Raw genomic sequence first — 18,310 nt, 5'->3', positions numbered from 1 at the left:
AATGAAACCCATTAGCCGCTGTTATTTATCTAATGATGAAGTCCATATTGTGGATGCTAAAATCATGCTTGAACTATCAGCCTGTGGTCGTGGTTTTTTGACGGTTGAGACAGAAAATGATTACACAGGTAAATTAGTTCGCTTTGATACGGGGTACACGGATTCATTGTATCGATATTTCACTGGATATGTTGAGCGGTCACAACCTGCCGATAATGGCTTTCAAAAATTATTTGTTCGTGAGCTCGTTGGCTTGTTTGATAAAATGTGGCCATGTTCATTCCAGCACCCTACATTAAAAACCATCACCGACTATCTACACGAAAATAGCGGCCTAACCTTTATTTTGCCCGATGCGCAATATATCAATACACCTATTCCTCATTTCACCCACAATGGTACCGGATATCAACTACTCACTAATTTAGGGGCAGTTTTTAGTATCACTGATTATGTGTGGTACCAAATGCCCGATGGTAAAGTTTTTGTCGGCAGTTGGGTTGATTCGATGTTCACAGCCGATAACCACGAAATACCTACAGAGTTTTCGAAAAATCAATCTGCTGGTAACAGCGCCACTTATCCATTAATCCCCGCTTTACGTGCTGGAACCGTGGTAAATAATCAGCGGGTTAATAAAATTCAGCTTGAAAATGACGATATTACGCTCTATTGGACAGCCGCAAATCCACTGACAGGGAAAGCCGAAAATAAGAGTCCAATTCAAAAGCAAATTGATAAAGCTTATCCCGAATTATCAGCGGGTTTGCATTTACCAAAATTCGCGCGAATTGAATCACCGAGCGAGTCAGTTAGTGCCGGTGATATTTCTGACCCATTCAGACCGAAATATGCCGTTGACGTACAATTGCTAGATAGTGACGGTAACGAATCAGCCGCACCAACTTACAAAGCCGTACCTTTACCACTACCAATGGCAGGCGGTGAAAGCGGTATGTTTCAATTTCCACCGGAGGGAACATTAGTCGAAATTGCTTTTGAGGGCGGCAGGCCAGATAAACCGTTTATCCGGCAAACGCTCAGTCAAAATAATACCCTACCGGACATACAACCAGGGGAGCAATTGCAGCAACAGCGCAAAGAAGTTTTTCAGCGTGTAACCCAAGATGGTAGTTGGAACCGTGAAACTGACCAAAGCATTAATGAAGCGTCAATGTTACGTATTATCAAAGCGGACAAAGAACAGCGCGAACTGGTCGCGAGGGAAACCACGGTACAGGCTAATGATACATTAACCATTTTAGGTACCAAGAAATTATTAGCAGGCGCAATACAGCTATTATCTGAGGGTGACTACTCAATCGCCACATCATCAAATTATGTCGCCAGTATTGAAAAAGACATGACCCTTGATGTTGGGCAAAACTCAAGTATCACCGTGGGACAAAAGCTGATAGAGAAAGTTGGACAAATAAAACAAAGCATTGCAGGCGCACAGCAACAAATTATAGCGCCTGTTATTTGGATAGGTAGCCAGCAAATCAACGTCGCACAGCTAATGATAGACACACTTGATGTAGTGAAAGAATTAGCTGAATTGACAGCCGCGCACACTCACGGCAATACAGGTGCGCCATTAAACGCGCAAGATATCAAAGGCACTGGCACCAAGTCAGACACCTTGAATAAAAAGTATTCTCCCGTCATTGGGAAGTAAAGTTATCGTCCACCATTTGCCCACCGAGTGTGGGCTTTTTTATGCATCCAATATAGCAGCCTGAGCGCAACTCAGAGCGCACCAATCACCAAACTACACCACGCAATAAATAAAATGGATCGCACTCACTGCATTGCGCTGGCGAGTCACTGCGCCCACGAAAGAAAAGATTTCACCACGTAAAACGCACTACACCGCACCCGCCTGCACAATTTGGATCTAAAAATTATTTCAGTTTTAAAATTCTACAAAACATATCGCCAAGCAGCGCCAATACTAGGGAGTTGCCGAAAATCTCAAACTGAAATGTTTGAAAAGAATTTCAATAGATTTCAGTTTTTAGATCACGAAATGGATCGCGCCAAAAACGCAACCCGATGAAAGAAAAAAGAAATTTCTATTTTACGTGGGTTTTATTGGATCATGAAATAAACCGCATAATTTCAAAAAGTCAGTAACCATGCGGCTTGAGAAGAAATGAAAAACTGAAATGAGTGTTACTTTATTCTACCTAAAGAGTATTTGAACATTGGATAACCTGTTTCGTCTTTACCATCAGCTGTACTTAATAAAACCCATTCTTTAGTTTCTAAGTAGTTATTCACCTCATATGGCTGATAAGTCTCTTTAACTTCTTTAACGCTATTAATTTCAAATGTCTCTGTAGTCATATTTAACTCCAAAAAGTAGGTGAATATAGATGATACATCCAAACTAAATAAACAATAGATTCAAAAGTTATTAATGTGACATGTCACGAAAATCAAAGACGGTAAAAAACTTCAGGGGACAAAAAAGGGGCAATGCCTACTAGATACAAAAAAGCCACTTAGTTAAAAGTGGCTTATCATACTGATATTACAGTTTAATTTTAGTGGGTTGTGGGGGGTTCGAACCCCCGACCTAATGATTAAGAGTCACCTACTCTGCCAACTGAGCTAACAACCCGATACAAAATATTTAACGCCTAACAATTGCTACAGTCAATATGATTCTGCTATTTTTATTACCTAAGTTAATTTTAAGTTGCGAATGTAAAATTTAAGAAAACTAATGCTTGAATAAACATCACTTCGCTCCTAACAAGATAACTTTTCCTTACTCTAATTGAGATTTGTGTCACAATATTTCACGCAAACATAACCACAAAATTAAAAAAAAGACTGTGGCTAATTATCACAAACCACTACGGACATCTTTAGTATGGAAGAAAATGCGAATTCACTATCAACACAACCCAATGCTGATCGTAATCAGCTAAAACGCAGCCTTAGTAACCGCCATATACAACTTATTGCGATTGGTGGAGCAATTGGAACAGGCTTATTTATGGGGTCTGGCAAAACCATTTCACTCGCAGGCCCATCGATTATCTTTGTGTATATGATAATTGGTTTTGTGCTATTTTTTGTGATGCGCGCAATGGGTGAACTGCTACTTTCTAATCTGAACTACAAATCATTCAGTGATTTTTCTGCTGACCTTATCGGTCCATGGGCAGGTTTTTTTGTCGGTTGGACGTACTGGTTCTGCTGGGTTATCACCGGTATTGCCGATATCATTGCCATTACATCCTATGTGAGCTTTTGGGTGCCTGATTTTCCTGAATGGGTAACCTCATTTATTTGCGTGGTCACCTTATTAACGCTTAACCTAGTTTCTGTCAGGCTTTTCGGTGAGCTCGAATTTTGGTTCGCCATGATAAAAATTGTTGCCATTGTGGCTCTCATTGCAGTAGGTGGCACATTAATTGCCATGAATTTCCAATCCCCTACGGGTCACACGGCATCTTTAAGTAACATTTGGAATGATGGCGGAATGTTCCCTATGGGGATCAGTGGTTTCTTTGCTGGCTTTCAAATTGCTATTTTTGCGTTTGTGGGAATTGAATTGGTGGGTACGGCAGCAGCAGAAACACGCGATCCAGAAAAATCTTTGCCAAAAGCTATCAACGCGATCCCTATCCGGATTATTGCATTTTATGTCTTATCTTTAATTGTCATTATGGCTGTTACACCTTGGCGAACCATATTGGCCGATAAAAGCCCATTTGTAGAGATGTTTGTCTTGATAAGCCTACCCGCAGCGGCAAGCATTGTTAACTTTGTGGTGCTAACTTCCGCAGCCTCTTCCGCAAATAGTGGTGTATTTTCCACCAGTCGAATGCTTTTTGGGCTTTCAAAAGAAGGGGATGCGCCAAAGCAGTTCAGCCAATTATCGAAAAAAGCCGTGCCGGCTACTGGGCTAATTTTTACTTGTATCTGCCTCAGCTTTGGTATTGTTCTGATCTATTTTATTCCTGATATTATGCATGCATTTACGCTAGTCACCACCGTGTCTGCTATTCTCTTTATGTTTATTTGGAGCATGATTTTATATAGCTATTTAAATTTCCGTAAAAAACGCCCTGAAATGCACAAAACATCTCATTACAAAATGCCTGCTGGAATTGTGATGTCATGGTTAAGCCTCGCTTTTTTCGCTTTTATGGTCGTGCTATTGGCATTCCAGCACGATACAAGACAAGCCTTAATTGCCACACCAGTTTGGTTTATTTTACTATTCATTGGTTACCAGTTCGCTAAGCGCAGAAAGAACCAATAATGATGAATAATAAATAGCAAAAAGGCCGAATAACAGTATCGTTACTCGGCCTTTTTCGTTTATAAACTTGCTCGATTAGCTTGCTTTATATTCTGCCTCAGCCTCATCAAAACGAGCTTGAGCTGCTGCACTTGGTGCTTTAGTCATTAAACTCACAACAACAATAGCGATTGTTGCTAATAAGAAACCTGGGATGATTTCATACAAATCAAACCATTTGTATTTTATCCAAACTAATACTGTCACAGCACCGACTATCATTCCTGCAAGTGCACCTGTACGCGTCATTCGTTTCCACATTACAGAAATTAAAACAACAGGGCCAAATGCAGCGCCAAAGCCCGCCCATGCATTACTCACTAAAGCCAAAACTTTATTATTTGGGTCACGAGCAATGTAAATGGCAATTGCAGCGACTAATAACACCATAAAACGCCCTACCCAAACTAACTCTTTTTGGCTGGCACTTTTACGGATAAAAGGCTTATATAAATCTTCCGTTAGCGCACTCGCACAAACTAGTAATTGGCAACTTAGTGTACTCATTACCGCTGCTAATATAGCTGATAATAAAATACCGGCGATCCATGGGTTAAACAAAATTCCCGTTAGTTCCATGAATATACGCTCATTATTTTGCATTACCGAGCCCGCTAAAGCCGGGTTATTTTCAAAATAAGCGATACCAAAGAAACCAACCGCAATCGTTCCGCCTAAACATAACACCATCCATGTCATACTAATACGTCGAGCAGAACGAATAGTACGAGCAGAGTCCGCCGCCATAAAACGCGCTAAGATATGGGGTTGACCAAAATAGCCTAATCCCCAACCTAATAATGACAGAATTGCGATGATATTCATGTCTTTAAACATATCAAGATATTCAGGATTCTTAGCTTTGATCACTTCAATAGAGGTATCTATTCCCCCTAAAGAAAGGATTACAACAATAGGTGTAAGAATCAATGCGAAGATCATTAATGAAGCTTGAACAGTATCGGTCCAACTTACGGCTAAAAAGCCACCTAAAAAAGTGTAAGCAATAGTCGCTAATGCCCCTAACCACATCGCTTTCTCATAACTCATATTAAATGTGCTTTCAAATAACAAACCACCAGCGACCACACCTGATGCACAATAAATCGTAAAGAAAACTAAAATCACAACAGCAGAAATAATACGTAAAATCTTACTGTTATCTTCAAAACGGCTAGTAAAGTAGTCTGGCAATGTTAACGCATTATTATTTTTTTCTGTTTGGACACGTAAACGCCCAGCAACAAATAACCAGTTAAGATATGCACCGAGACTCAAACCGATAGCAATCCAACTTTCAGAAATCCCGGCCAAGAAAATCGCACCTGGCAACCCCATGAGTAACCAACCGCTCATATCTGAAGCACCAGCAGACAATGCAGTTACAACACTGCCTAAACTTCTTCCACCCAGAATATAATCGTCAAAGTTTTTCGTTGAGCGATAGGCCATATAGCCAATTAATAACATGCCAGTAATGTATACGACGAACATAATGATCATCGGAGTGCTTACAGTCATCCTGTTTTCTCCATTGAGTAGCTTTAAAATTGTTAGTTATCTTTATAAGTTTCCGTTGATAACTTGTAACTTCATAGTGTTGCACTTTATTGCACATATTTAATTTATCTGTGCGAACACCAAATAGGTTGTGATTGTTTGTGTTGCACTAACTTAATATCTTAGCTGCCACATCCTAGACAGAGTCGTATTAAATTAACAAGAAATTAACTATTTTTTATTGCATAAATAGAATCCATATCACAAATGTTAAAATTTAAACTTAAATTCACAATCGAATGTTTAACTATTCCACCTAAAACAAAATAAATATAACTACATGTAAAATATAATAAATAAATCAAAAATGATTTACTTGAAAATATTAAAACTTAAAAAACCCGATATGTTTCACATTTTCTTCAGAAATCACGCTTAACAATGTTGCACAAAGTTGCAACATTAAGATAATGTGGTGTAACTTTTTGATTAAAATGACTCGTGACCTAGAGGAATTAAGATGAGTAGCACAACAACTATGGGTGTGAGACTTGATGAAGCAACTCGTGAACGCATTAAAAATGCCGCTCAGCGTCTTGACCGCACATCACACTGGCTTATCAAACAAGCTATTTATAATTACCTAGAACAACTCGATAATGGCCAAGCCTTTCCAGAGCTCGCACCGGGTATCGATGTAAAAGAAAATCAAACTTCTGATGAAGACACCACCGTTGAATCTAACTATCAACCATTCTTAGATTTCGCAGAGCACATTTTACCACAATCTGTAAAACGCTCTGCAATTACTTCTGCTTACCGAATTCCTGAAACACAAGCCGTGCCAATGTTGTTACAACAAGCACAGCTCCCTACAGAACAAGCTGAAGCTGCTCATAAGTTAGCTTATTCAATCGCTGAAAAACTGCGTAATCAAAAAAATGGCATCGGCCGGTCGGGTTTAGTTCAAGGCCTACTTCAAGAGTTTTCACTTTCATCTCAGGAAGGTGTCGCATTAATGTGTCTCGCAGAGGCCTTATTACGTATTCCTGATAAAGCAACTCGTGATGCACTTATCCGTGACAAAATCAGCAATGGAAACTGGCAATCACACCTCGGCCAAAGTAGCTCAATGTTTGTTAATGCTGCAACTTGGGGTCTGCTATTTACGGGGAAATTAGTTTCTACGCATAATGAAGCTAAACTCTCAACCTCACTTAATCGCATCATTAGTAAAAGTGGTGAACCACTGGTGCGTAAAGGTGTTGATATGGCGATGCGCCTTATGGGAGAGCAATTTGTTACTGGCGAAACTATCTCCCAAGCACTCGCTAACGCGCGAAAGCTCGAAGATAAAGGCTTCCGCTATTCCTACGACATGCTGGGCGAAGCCGCATTAACGGAAAAAGATGCACAAGATTACATGGTGTCTTACCAACAAGCTATCCACGCGATTGGTAAAGCATCAAATGGCCGCGGCATTTATGAAGGCCCTGGTATTTCAATTAAGCTATCTGCATTACATCCACGTTATAGTCGCGCACAATACTCTCGCGTGATGGAAGAACTTTATCCACGCCTATTATCCCTCGTATTACAAGCGCACCAATACGATGTAGGGATTAATATTGACGCAGAAGAAGCCGACCGCTTAGAAATCTCTTTAGATTTGCTAGAAAAACTCTGTTTTGAGCCACAACTCGCGGGTTGGAATGGGATTGGCTTTGTAATTCAGGCCTATCAAAAACGCTGCCCATTTGTGATTGACTCAATCATAAATTTAGCTGAACGCAGCCAACGTCGCTTAATGATCCGCCTAGTAAAAGGTGCTTATTGGGACAGTGAAATCAAGCGCGCACAAATGGATGGGCTAGAAGGTTATCCTGTTTATACGCGTAAGGTGTATACTGACGTTTCTTATATTGCCTGTGCACGAAAACTGTTGTCGGTTCCCAATTTAATTTACCCGCAGTTTGCAACACATAATGCACATACTCTCTCTGCTATCTACCAAATTGCAGGTAAAAACTACTACCCTGGTCAATACGAATTCCAATGCCTACATGGAATGGGTGAGCCACTTTATGAACAAGTGGTTGGTAAGGTTGCTGATGGCAAACTAAACCGCCCTTGCCGTATTTATGCACCAGTCGGTACTCACGAGACGCTACTTGCCTACTTGGTGCGTCGATTGTTAGAAAATGGCGCAAATACTTCATTTGTAAACCGTATCGCTGATGCCACTATTCCTCTAGATGAATTAGTTGCCGACCCAGTTAAAGATGTTTTAGAACTGTCTAAAACTGAAGGACAAATTGGCTTACCGCATCCAAAAATTCCGTTACCACGTGATTTATATGGGCAAGAGCGTGTGAATTCGATGGGGCTTGACCTATCAAACGAGCATCGACTGGCTTCGCTATCAAGTGCCCTACTGAGTGCGGCTATGCAGCAAAAAATGGCAGAACCACTGTTAGGGGGCGACTTCCAAGCTTCGCAAGCATTGCCCGATGCGACACCAATTATTAACCCTGCCTGCCACAAAGATATTGTCGGCCACGTTCGTGAAACAACAGAACAAGAAGCTGAACATGCATTAAATACCGCTAACAATGCAGGTACTATCTGGTTCGCAACGCCTCCTTCTGAACGAGCGGCCATCTTATTACGAGCCGCTGACCTCATGGAGCAACAGTTACAACCGCTGTTAGATATTTTAGTACGTGAAGCCGGTAAAACCTACAACAATGCGATTGCGGAAGTTAGGGAAGCGGTAGATTTTCTTAATTACTATGCAACCCAAGTCAAGAATGATTTTGATAACAACACACACCGTCCTTTAGGGCCTGTGGTCTGTATTAGTCCGTGGAACTTCCCGTTAGCAATATTTTCAGGCCAAATTGCTGCGGCTCTCGCAGCAGGTAACACCGTACTCGCGAAACCAGCTGAACAAACACCATTAATCGGCGCTATCGCGGTATCTATTTTGCATCAAGCGGGTATTCCTCGCGATGTACTGCAATTTTTACCGGGTAAAGGTGAAACCATTGGCGCTCAACTCGTTGGTGATACTCGTGTTCGCGGGGTCATGTTTACAGGGTCAACAGAAGTCGCAGGGTTACTTCAACGTAATATTGCAGGGCGCTTAGATGCACAAGGACGGCCTACCCCGCTGATTGCAGAAACCGGCGGATTAAATGCAATGATAGTTGATTCTTCTGCACTCACAGAACAGGTTGTCACTGATGTCGTCGCATCTGCTTTTGATAGTGCGGGTCAACGTTGTTCGGCCCTGCGCATTTTATGTATCCAAGAGGATGTCGCAGATAGAACGATTCGTATGTTAAAAGGCGCAATGGAAGAGTGCCGTATGGGGAACCCTGAGCATTTATCAACCGATATAGGCCCTGTGATTGACCATGAAGCAAAAGAGAATATCGATCAACATATTCAAAAAATGCGCAGCAAAGGGAAATCGGTCTTCCAAGCAGCATTTGAGAACCATGATGATCAGCAAGAGCAACAGGAAGGAACCTATGTTAAGCCAACATTAATAGAACTTGATGATGTTAGTGATCTGAAAAAAGAGATCTTTGGTCCTGTTCTGCACGTTGTACGTTTTAAACGAGATGAGTTAGAAGCACTTGTTGAACAAATTAATGCAGCCGGTTATGGACTGACACTTGGTGTTCACACTCGTATCGATGAAACTATCAACCAAGTTGTTTCAAAAGCTAAAGTTGGCAATCTGTACGTAAACCGCAATATGGTTGGTGCCGTTGTTGGGGTGCAACCTTTTGGTGGTGAAGGTTTATCTGGAACTGGGCCTAAAGCAGGTGGGCCATTATACCTTTACCGTTTATTAAGCGAACGTCCAGATAACGCAGTTTCAAATACCTTAGAGCGACAAGATAGCCATTTACCCATGGATGCCAGTGCTAAAACTGTTTTACTTGAACCATTTGAAGCACTTACACAATGGTCTGAAAAACAAAACTCGGTTATTTCGCCTTCCGTGATTGAGCTATTTACACGCCATAGTCAAACAGGAACCACCCGTGTATTACCGGGCCCAACAGGAGAAAGAAATACCTATACCTTGCGCCCGCGTGGTTTGATTTTATGCCTTAGCGATAATGAACAAGATTGCTTAACCCAGCTAACAGCTGTACTTTCTGCGGGTTGTCAGGTGTTATGGCCAGATAGTGAGCTCCATCAGAAGCTGTTTAAGTCACTACCTGAAAAAGTGAGAAAAACCATATCGATAACTAAAAACTGGATAGAATCGAAAGAGCCAATCGAAGGGGTTATTTATCATGGTGACAGCGATCAGTTAAAAGAAGTTTGCGCAGTGGTTGCACAACGTAAAGGGCCAATTATTTCAGTTCAAGGCTTTGAACGTGGTGAAACTAACCTGATGACTGAACGCCTACTTCATGAACGTTCATTGAGTGTCAATACCGCTGCAGCAGGTGGTAATGCTAGCTTAATGACTATTGGGTAATAAGTAAAAGGCCTGGCTTCGTTATCTACGAAGGCCAGGCCATACATGATTACATATTTATTTAAAAATACACTTATCTCATAAGAATAACCGTCAGTGTTCCTATCAGATAAGTGCTATCCCAAAGAGCTGCCCGCTAAAAACATAAAAGGTGCCCACGGGGACACCATTACTTAAAAACAACAAAGAAAATAGCAACGCTTATTTTCAATATGTTATTCTAATTATTGCATTTTTCTGATTCCCAGAATAAATATTGTTCATATTTACGTAATGCAATATTGTAATTACTAAATGCAGAATCTGTCATTTTTTCACTCAACTCTTCTTGAACTTTACTCGCAGTAAATTCTTTCATAGAAAAATTAGAGGAAGATAACAATTCATCTAAACGGCGTAAGCGAACAACATATTCACGAACCGTACTGTGGCTCATCTCAGTCTGTAAGAATAAATACTGTTTAAATGACATAATATCAAAATAATCAGTATTACTATTGCAATAAATTTCACTACAAAAACGACAAAGTGCAGTAAATTTATCTTGCAGCTCCCCCCAAGTGCCTTCATCAACCAATTCAGTCATGTCAGCGATAGCTTCTTTATTTAAGATGTCATCGTTGAAAACTAAAGAGATGCGATCAAGGGTTTTGTGACAGTGTGCACAATGAGTTTGGCTGTGTTTAAAATCTTTGATGTAACGACTCAGAGGCCGTTTCTTTACAATAGAAGCAGACATAATGGTAAAGCCCTGTGTGTAAGTCTAAATATAAAATTGTAACCAGATAAGTCAGGCTACATACATTGTATGCCCATAGCATTAATATAATATCTGCTATGTTGCATTGCGATATGGTGAACCCATATCATATATCCTTACTTTACCTTTAGAGAACTCATCATTCTAAAAATGTACAGTAAGAAAAGTTATCGCCCTTTGTTAAAAACATTCTAACCCGTCTCTCGCTCTTTGGCGAATTTCTACGGTGAGTCAATTTTGGTATGAATTTGAGTTAGCGTCAACAAAATTAACTTAATTGTCGTTAACCCTGTACACTTATCATTAACCATAAGTTAAGCGATATTTCTTCATTAGTTCGCTTAAAAACAAAGACTCTACCTGATAATTTCATCTTCGTACAAAGAAAATTTAATTTAAAAATCAAACTGGTACCTATACAAAGGTTTTATTCTTAAATTTGTGAACTAGCTCACCTTTCACATCTATAATTGCATCTTAAATGAACAGCCGTTAATTCTATAAATATTTCATAGTAAAAACTTATCATTCACCGTAAACATTTTGTTACAAACAAACGATTTTTTAATATATTTAATCGCATATAAAAAAACGTTATAACGATATTAAAAAGGCTTATATAGGCATTTTTATAGGTAAATACACGTATGACGTATTATTCTATCTTGGTAGCTAAAACATAATTTTCGTCAAAAAATATATTTATTAAATTAACTAACCATTATCCCCTTACCCTAATAGCCCTCATACTTCTTTTATCTGCTTTCCATTTTTCTTCCACTTACCAATTACTCTAGACAAACATAGAATAGTTAAAGGAAATCTATAACATAATGATAAAAAACAACTTATTTATCTCCGTGAATTTATGTAACGGAAATGAGCTAAAACAAAATACGATAGCCCAATTAAATTGAAATTTAATTAATTAACCGATGTATTATTTTAGGATTTGTCACGTTTGATATTAAAAACATCTCTTATATACTCAATTCGCTATATAAATAATTTTAATAAGGTTGATTATGAAAAAGTTGATTTTAGCTTGTGGTATGGGTTTATTGGCACTGACAATCACTGCTTGTTCAGAAGAAGAGAAAAAAGGTGAAGTTGCTGGCGCAACTGAAACTTGTAACGCTTACTTCGCTGAAGTTGATAGCTTAATTGCTAAAGCTTCAGAAAACCCGCAAGCAAAAGCTCAGTTAGACGCAATGAAAGGTCAGCTGGAAGAGGGTAAAAAACAGGTTGCTGCACTACCTAAAGACCAGCAAGATAAAGCTTGCCAACAGGGTATTGATGCAATGAAACAGATGAAAACTGCTTTAGGCCTGCAATAAGCCCTATTCTTTTTATTCTGTAATCAAAAAGAGCCATTATTATTGTGGCTCTTTTTATTTTATGAATATTAATGAGTTACAATGAATATCAAATAACCCATACGATATAGCTACCCAAAGGTGCAAGACTCCTTTAGCCTCACACCTTTTAACATTATTTTATAACCACGTTCCAAAACGTTTAATATAAAATTGCTTCATTAGTTGAGCTACAACACAATAACTGACTAATGTGAGAGCGAGCCATGGGAAATATTCTATTGGTAACGGTTGTAACCCTATCATTTCACCAAATGAAGAAAATGGAATATATAAACCAAGAGCCATAATTAACCCTGTTGTTAACATAACAGGTAATGCGGCAGTGCTTTGTATAAACGGTATTTTTTGTGTTCTTAACATATGAACAACTAACGTCTGTGAAAGTAATCCTTCAACAAACCAACCTGATTGGAACAACGCTTCATGAGCGACACTATTCGCTTGGAATACATACCACATTAACGCAAAAGTTGTGATATCAAAGATAGATGAGGTTGGTCCAATCCAAATCATAAAGCGGCCAATATTTTTCGCATCCCATTTGCGAGGACGTTTTAAAAACTCTTTATCCATTTTATCCCAGGGTAATGCAAGCTGGGAAATATCATACAGTAAGTTTTGAACGAGCAAATGAATGGCTAGCATCGGTAAGAAGGGAATAAATGCACTGGCAATTAATACAGAAAATACGTTACCAAAGTTAGAGCTCGCGGTCATATTTAAGTATTTAATAATATTACCAAAAGTTTCACGCCCTTTAATTACCCCCTGCTCTAATACCATTAAGTCTTTTTCAAGTAGGATAATATCCGCAGATTCCTTAGCAATATCCGTCCCTGTGTCAACTGAAATTCCTACATCAGCATCACGTAATGCGGGCGCATCGTTGATCCCATCACCGAGAAAACCAACGGTATGTCCATTTGCTTGTAACCGCTTTAAAATACGGGATTTTTGCAATGGTGTTAATTTACAAAAAACTGAAACTTGCTCAACTTTCTGGCTTAACTCTTCGTCTGTCAGTTCTTCAACTTCTAAACCCGTCATGATTTCGCTGATGTTTAAGCCAACATCATGACAGATTTTTTCGGTAATAATGGCATTATCACCCGTCAACACCTTAACCGTAACGCCATTTTCACGTAGTGCTGCAATGGCTGAAATTGCGCTTTCTTTTGCTGGGTCAAGAAAAGTTAAAATGCCTTGTAGTTCTAACTGATACTCGGCTTGAGCAGAAAGCGGTAAGCTGGCTTCTGCATCATTCAAACGACGAGTTGCAAGTAACAATACACGAAATCCTTGTCTGTTGTAATCACTCACTAGCTCAGTAATTTTTACCCTTGCTTGGTCGTCAAGTAAATGCAGCTCACCATCTTGTTGGTAACTTTGGCAGACAGCTAACATTTCCTCCGCGGCACCTTTACAAATAAGTAGGGCTTCGCCTTTCGGTGTTCGTACTGTCACTGACAATTTGCGTCGAATAAAATCAAAGGGTAACTCATCAATTTTTTGGAATGCTTTTAGCTGCTCAACTTCACTGTTCCCTCTACCACGACGAATAATTGCCTGATCCATCATATTCTTAGCCCCACTTTGGTGGAAGCTGTTTAGCCAAGCTAGTTGCAAAATTTTACTATTTTTTTGCCCATTACTGTCTAAATAATGCTCTAAAATAATACGATCTTGAGTCAATGTCCCCGTTTTATCCGTACACAGCACATCCATTGCGCCAAAGTTTTGGATAGCATTTAACCTTTTAACAATCACCTTGTGCTTTGACATGGCAATTGCACCTTTGGCTAAATTCGAGCTAACAATCATCGGTAACATTTCCGGTGTTAAACCCACGGCAACCGCCAGTGAAAATAGTGTTGCTTCGAACCAATCTCCTTTTGTAAACCCATTGATAAGTAAGACGATTGGTACCATGACTAACATAAAGCGAATCAATAACCAGCTTACGCTATTCACACCACGATCAAACGAAGTTTGCGCACGACTCCCCACAATAGATTTGGCCAACGAGCCTAGATAGGTTTTCCCGCCTGTTGCCACCACAATTCCACGCGCCGTCCCGCTGGTAACATTGGTTCCCATTAAACAAATATTTGAAATTTCTAACAGTTCATTTTCAGTTGGCGATACCGGATCTAAATTTTTGGCTGAAACATCACCTAATGTGTCGTATTTTTCTACGGGTATTGATTCCCCTGTTAGAATGGCTTGGCTGATAAACAAGTCTCTTGATTCGACTAGCTTTAAATCAGCAGGAACCATATCTCCAGCGGATAACAACACAATATCCCCAGGTACTAAGCATTTGATCGGTACCTCTTTTCTAACAGAACGCCCCGTTTTATTATCACGACGAAATACAGTAGCCGTCGTACGAACTAAGGATTTCAATGCTTCCGCAGCCTTGTTGGTACGATACTCTTGCCAAAAACGTAAAAAACCACTCAATAAAACCATTGTGACAATAATAATCACGCCGGTTAAATCTGTTTCTTCGCCTTGGCGTTCAGGAATAACATAATCCGTAAAAAAGCTAACAACAGCTAATACAATCAGTACGAATATAAATGGATTTTTAAAAGAAGTGAGTAGTTGCTTCCATGCTGGAGGGGCTTTTTCATGAGCAACTTCATTTTCACCTTCAGTCACAAGACGGTCCATCGCCTCATTCTCTGATAAGCCTAATAGATTTGTTTGATATTCATTGAGCACTTGCTCAATATTTTTACTCGCTTGTTCGCCAACAATAAATTTTTGGCGTGCAGCTGCTTTGACGCTTTTGCGCGGTTGTCTTATTTCAGTCATAACGTTGTCTCGAATACAACACTCGTGATTTTAACGCTATCCAACTGAAATAAAATTATCTTATTATCAGTTAGATAGCTGCGATTTACTACTCCATGACGGAGGGTGGTCGTCCATTTCAGCTCCTATAGTGAGTTAATTTAAAGTCATCAAGCCGGTAGCTCTGATGCCACTTTCCAATTGATAGCACTAACACTTTGCTCAAGGCTTATTCTGCATACCAATGCTTCAATTTCTTTTTGCTCGGCAGGTGTCGCAAGAAATTCAGCGCACACTTCTAGCTGCTCAGGCTTTAGTGTGTCTGCACTACTTAACGATTGCAGCCGAATATGCAGTCCATTAATTGCTTGTAAAATAAGAGTTCTTACTAAAATTTCATCCGTTTGATGGCACATCACGCGAATTTTATAACGTTGCTCTACATCGAGTGCTTGCTGTTGTGGTTGTTTATTAATTCGTGAAGCCGCTTCTCTTAATAAAATATTGGCGCATAAAATTAATAACGTTGCCATCAAGGCCAAAGAATACTGGCCTAATCCACATAAAACACCGATCCCCGCGGAACACCAAAGCGTTGCCGCAGTATTTAGGCCTCGGATGTTCATGCCTTCACGCATAATCACTCCCGCACCGAGAAAACCAATTCCTGACACCACTTGGGCAGCAATACGACCAGGACTATCAGGTGATGTTGTTACAGAACTTAAAATAAATACCGCCGCTCCGGTTGCAACCAGTGCATTAGTTCTCAAGCCCGCCATTCGTTGACGCCACTGGCGCTCAGCACCAATTAATGCACCAAAACACATAGCAGACAGCAAATTTAAAATATCAGGGGAAAAAAGCATGATAATCCCTCCAAAAATAACTTGGATAATGATTCATATGCTTAATAAAAAGCATATAGCCATATTTTGAGTAAAATAATTACTCAAAAACCATTAGCTATTGCCTGGAGGAAATAAAGAATAAATATAGACCAACATAATACACACTCAATACAGCTATAATACGCTATCTAATGAAATACAATTATAAGGGAGTAGTATGATGAGGAGACATCAGACACCGCCCGCCGTTATGGCAAGCAGTGAAAAGAAAAGACGATTACTGACTTGCCATTAAATTAAGTTTTTATTCCAACTCTGACTGTCCAAGTAATAATCTCCTAAGTAAAAGATGGAAGGAGTATAAGTGGGGAAAATTATTAAGTAAAGGACAAAGTGCCCATTAAATTGAACTTATCTTTCAATTGGCGTAACAAAAATCCCTTCATCGCCTTCTTTTTCATTAAAGAACCAAATACCTTCAGGGTAATCAGGTAATGCAATTAAATACATTACCCCTTCATTGAAGGGTTCAATAAGTAAAATAGTTCCTTCTCGACGCTCTTCTCCGTCTGTTTTTACATAAACACGGTCATTAATATTCATAACATTCTTTTCCAACAAAATATATTAACCATAAATGTAGCGCATACGAAAAAGCCCGTCATTAAAAATGACGGGCTTTAGAAAATCAGTTAAGCAATTAGCTTAGATAGCAGTTACGTTAGCAGCTGCTGGGCCTTTTGCACCGTTTTCAATGGTGAATTCAACTTGCTGACCTTCAGCCAGAGTTTTGAAACCATTGCCCTGAATGGCAGAGAAGTGGACGAAAACGTCTTTGCTACCATCAGCTGGAGTGATGAAACCGAAGCCTTTAGACTCGTTGAACCACTTAACTTGACCTTTCATTTTGTCGGACATTTGACTTTTCCTATATAACATCAAAAAAACTTGCCTTTTGGCATATACGGGCCAGAGTCAACTATTTAATCAGGGAAACACCAAGATGAAGCGTCACGGTCAAAGGCTATCTGTGATAACTTTCTTCTTTAGAACACACTAACTCAGTAATCATACATCAAATAGGACTGCTAAACAGGCCGACACTCATTAACTCATGACTTAAAGATAATAGCAACTATTTTATACGAGCAAACCTCAAAAATATGCTGTTTTTTCGATTGCGTCACTTTTATCGGCTATAACGTTAACAAAAACGCTGCATTTAGTTGATAGTTTAAAGAAAACTTTAATTTAAAAAGCCAACAACCTAATAAATGTCAGTAAGAATTATCCGATACGATGACAATCTGTGTAAATATTTTTTTTAACTGATATATAACAATCTCAACGGCTCGTGATACCCTCCTAGTATAGATATCTGACAGAGAGTTATACACATGGATATTATCAAACAAATACTCGTCGAAGATTTGGATGCCATCAATAAACGTGAAAACCGTGATGGGAAACCTTATTTTAATAGCCAATTTCTCGCCAACCACCCTTATTTATGTATTGGCATGGTTGCGGCTTATGTCCCCCTAGCCATTATTCTTTGGTATGCCCCTTATTTTGGTCCTTATTGGGCTCTGGGTATCACCATTCTTTTTATTGTATTAGCAAGTGTACTACTTTTTGACATCAAACCTGTTTATCACTTTGAAGATATTGGCGTCTTAGATTTACGTGTCTGTTATAACGGGGAATGGTTTGTTACTGAACCAGTTTCTGATAATGCGATAAGCAAAATCATTGATTCACAAGATGTTAGCTCTGCTATAAAACAAGAAATATCGCGTTTAATTGCATTAAAAGGAATGATTTCCTTTTATGATATCTATCATGTCGCTTATCCTGAAGTTTCTACGCAATTACCTGGTACACTTGCAACTCAAAATTAATTCAATATCAATTAACTAGAGTAAAACTTCGTCATAATGTGCATTGAATGAGCAGTTGGATATTTTTTCTGTTTTTATGATTGACAGCCTGAGATGATATCGTTAATATGCGCCTCGTTCTCAGGAACAAGCAATTCCTCCATAGTTCAGTCGGTAGAACGGCGGACTGTTAATCCGTATGTCGCTGGTTCAAGTCCAGCTGGAGGAGCCAAATTTAAAAAGCCCGCTTAATGCGGGCTTTTTGCTATCTGCTAAATATATATCACCATTATATAATTCATCTCTACTATCAATG

12 protein-coding genes and 2 tRNA genes are annotated in these 18,310 nt (G+C 39.4%); 6 read left to right on the top strand and 8 right to left on the bottom strand.

Annotated elements, in window-relative coordinates; translation table 11 throughout:
* Window position 1 precedes the first annotated feature (1 nt).
* Window positions 2-1,678, top strand: a complete 1,677-nt coding sequence (locus tag SJ312_RS01615) for a hypothetical protein (RefSeq protein WP_319866777.1) — start codon at window positions 2-4, stop codon at window positions 1,676-1,678.
* A 497-nt stretch (window positions 1,679-2,175) separates the two neighbouring features.
* On the opposite strand, the gene SJ312_RS01610 is transcribed toward SJ312_RS01615, so the two are convergent.
* Together SJ312_RS01610 and SJ312_RS01605 are read right to left on the bottom strand one after the other, a co-directional pair.
* Entirely contained in the window at window positions 2,176-2,349 is a 174-nt protein-coding gene (locus tag SJ312_RS01610) for a hypothetical protein (RefSeq protein WP_319866775.1), read from the bottom strand.
* Window positions 2,350-2,553: 204 nt separating this feature from the next.
* A tRNA-Lys gene (locus SJ312_RS01605) sits at window positions 2,554-2,626 on the bottom strand.
* A gap of 255 nt (window positions 2,627-2,881) precedes the next feature.
* Here SJ312_RS01605 and cycA point away from each other — a divergent pair.
* Entirely contained in the window at window positions 2,882-4,282 is a 1,401-nt protein-coding gene (cycA, locus tag SJ312_RS01600; protein WP_004255748.1) for a D-serine/D-alanine/glycine transporter, read from the top strand.
* 75 nt (window positions 4,283-4,357) lie between these two features.
* On the opposite strand, the gene putP is transcribed toward cycA, so the two are convergent.
* Window positions 4,358-5,842 carry a sodium/proline symporter PutP gene (gene putP, locus SJ312_RS01595; protein ID WP_004255751.1) on the bottom strand — a complete coding sequence of 495 codons (1,485 nt, stop codon included), beginning with the start codon at window positions 5,840-5,842 and terminating at the stop codon, window positions 4,358-4,360.
* Between the two features lie 499 nt (window positions 5,843-6,341).
* Between putP and putA the strand changes: the two genes are divergently transcribed.
* On the top strand, window positions 6,342-10,325 hold the full coding sequence (gene putA / locus SJ312_RS01590; RefSeq protein ID WP_110591505.1) for a trifunctional transcriptional regulator/proline dehydrogenase/L-glutamate gamma-semialdehyde dehydrogenase: 3,984 nt from the start codon (window positions 6,342-6,344) through the stop codon (window positions 10,323-10,325).
* A gap of 220 nt (window positions 10,326-10,545) precedes the next feature.
* On the opposite strand, the gene fliZ is transcribed toward putA, so the two are convergent.
* Window positions 10,546-11,064, bottom strand: coding sequence for a flagella biosynthesis regulatory protein FliZ (gene fliZ, locus SJ312_RS01585; protein WP_004255757.1), 519 nt, complete (start codon window positions 11,062-11,064; stop codon window positions 10,546-10,548).
* Between the two features lie 1,046 nt (window positions 11,065-12,110).
* Here fliZ and SJ312_RS01580 point away from each other — a divergent pair.
* A complete protein-coding gene (locus SJ312_RS01580) occupies window positions 12,111-12,422 on the top strand; it encodes a DUF5339 domain-containing protein (RefSeq protein ID WP_004255760.1) in 312 nt (103 codons plus the stop codon).
* Window positions 12,423-12,581: 159 nt separating this feature from the next.
* On the opposite strand, the gene mgtA is transcribed toward SJ312_RS01580, so the two are convergent.
* The 4 genes from mgtA to cspE all read right to left on the bottom strand — a co-directional run bounded on the left by mgtA (window position 12,582) and on the right by cspE (window position 17,032).
* Window positions 12,582-15,284, bottom strand: a complete 2,703-nt coding sequence (mgtA, locus tag SJ312_RS01575) for a magnesium-translocating P-type ATPase (protein ID WP_110591504.1) — start codon at window positions 15,282-15,284, stop codon at window positions 12,582-12,584.
* 149 nt (window positions 15,285-15,433) lie between these two features.
* On the bottom strand, window positions 15,434-16,132 hold the full coding sequence (locus SJ312_RS01570; RefSeq protein WP_004255789.1) for an MgtC family protein: 699 nt from the start codon (window positions 16,130-16,132) through the stop codon (window positions 15,434-15,436).
* A 393-nt stretch (window positions 16,133-16,525) separates the two neighbouring features.
* Window positions 16,526-16,717 (bottom strand): protein DsrB, encoded by a 192-nt coding sequence (gene dsrB, locus SJ312_RS01565; RefSeq protein ID WP_004255792.1) that lies wholly within the window; start codon window positions 16,715-16,717, stop codon window positions 16,526-16,528.
* Window positions 16,718-16,819: 102 nt separating this feature from the next.
* The gene (gene cspE, locus SJ312_RS01560) at window positions 16,820-17,032 is read right to left on the bottom strand and encodes a transcription antiterminator/RNA stability regulator CspE (protein ID WP_004909801.1); all 213 of its coding nucleotides are present in this window, start codon (window positions 17,030-17,032) and stop codon (window positions 16,820-16,822) included.
* 479 nt (window positions 17,033-17,511) lie between these two features.
* Between cspE and SJ312_RS01555 the strand changes: the two genes are divergently transcribed.
* On the top strand, window positions 17,512-18,015 hold the full coding sequence (locus SJ312_RS01555; RefSeq protein ID WP_004265669.1) for a YlaC family protein: 504 nt from the start codon (window positions 17,512-17,514) through the stop codon (window positions 18,013-18,015).
* A 135-nt stretch (window positions 18,016-18,150) separates the two neighbouring features.
* Window positions 18,151-18,226: transfer RNA gene (locus SJ312_RS01550), tRNA-Asn, on the top strand.
* Window positions 18,227-18,310: the final 84 nt, after the last annotated feature.

The sequence above is a fragment of the Providencia sp. CIM-Carb-044 genome, assembly GCF_033901115.1.
Lineage (GTDB): Bacteria > Pseudomonadota > Gammaproteobacteria > Enterobacterales > Enterobacteriaceae > Providencia > Providencia hangzhouensis.
Note: the sequence above shows the minus strand (reverse complement) of the source record. Positions and strands in the feature narration are given on the sequence as shown.

What these genes read in the sequence shown, in the direction of transcription:
- SJ312_RS01580 (WP_004255760.1), top strand. Translation starts at nt 12,111, where the DNA reads ATGAAAAAGTTGATTTTAGCTTGTGGTATGGGTTTATTGGCACTGACA.
- SJ312_RS01555 (WP_004265669.1), top strand. Translation starts at nt 17,512, where the DNA reads ATGGATATTATCAAACAAATACTCGTCGAAGATTTGGATGCCATCAAT.
- putP (WP_004255751.1), bottom strand. Translation starts at nt 5,842, where the DNA reads ATGACTGTAAGCACTCCGATGATCATTATGTTCGTCGTATACATTACT.
- dsrB (WP_004255792.1), bottom strand. Translation starts at nt 16,717, where the DNA reads ATGAATATTAATGACCGTGTTTATGTAAAAACAGACGGAGAAGAGCGT.
- SJ312_RS01610 (WP_319866775.1), bottom strand. Translation starts at nt 2,349, where the DNA reads ATGACTACAGAGACATTTGAAATTAATAGCGTTAAAGAAGTTAAAGAG.
- cycA (WP_004255748.1), top strand. Translation starts at nt 2,882, where the DNA reads ATGGAAGAAAATGCGAATTCACTATCAACACAACCCAATGCTGATCGT.
- putA (WP_110591505.1), top strand. Translation starts at nt 6,342, where the DNA reads ATGAGTAGCACAACAACTATGGGTGTGAGACTTGATGAAGCAACTCGT.
- fliZ (WP_004255757.1), bottom strand. Translation starts at nt 11,064, where the DNA reads ATGTCTGCTTCTATTGTAAAGAAACGGCCTCTGAGTCGTTACATCAAA.
- mgtA (WP_110591504.1), bottom strand. Translation starts at nt 15,284, where the DNA reads ATGACTGAAATAAGACAACCGCGCAAAAGCGTCAAAGCAGCTGCACGC.
- SJ312_RS01615 (WP_319866777.1), top strand. Translation starts at nt 2, where the DNA reads ATGAAACCCATTAGCCGCTGTTATTTATCTAATGATGAAGTCCATATT.
- SJ312_RS01570 (WP_004255789.1), bottom strand. Translation starts at nt 16,132, where the DNA reads ATGCTTTTTTCCCCTGATATTTTAAATTTGCTGTCTGCTATGTGTTTT.
- cspE (WP_004909801.1), bottom strand. Translation starts at nt 17,032, where the DNA reads ATGTCCGACAAAATGAAAGGTCAAGTTAAGTGGTTCAACGAGTCTAAA.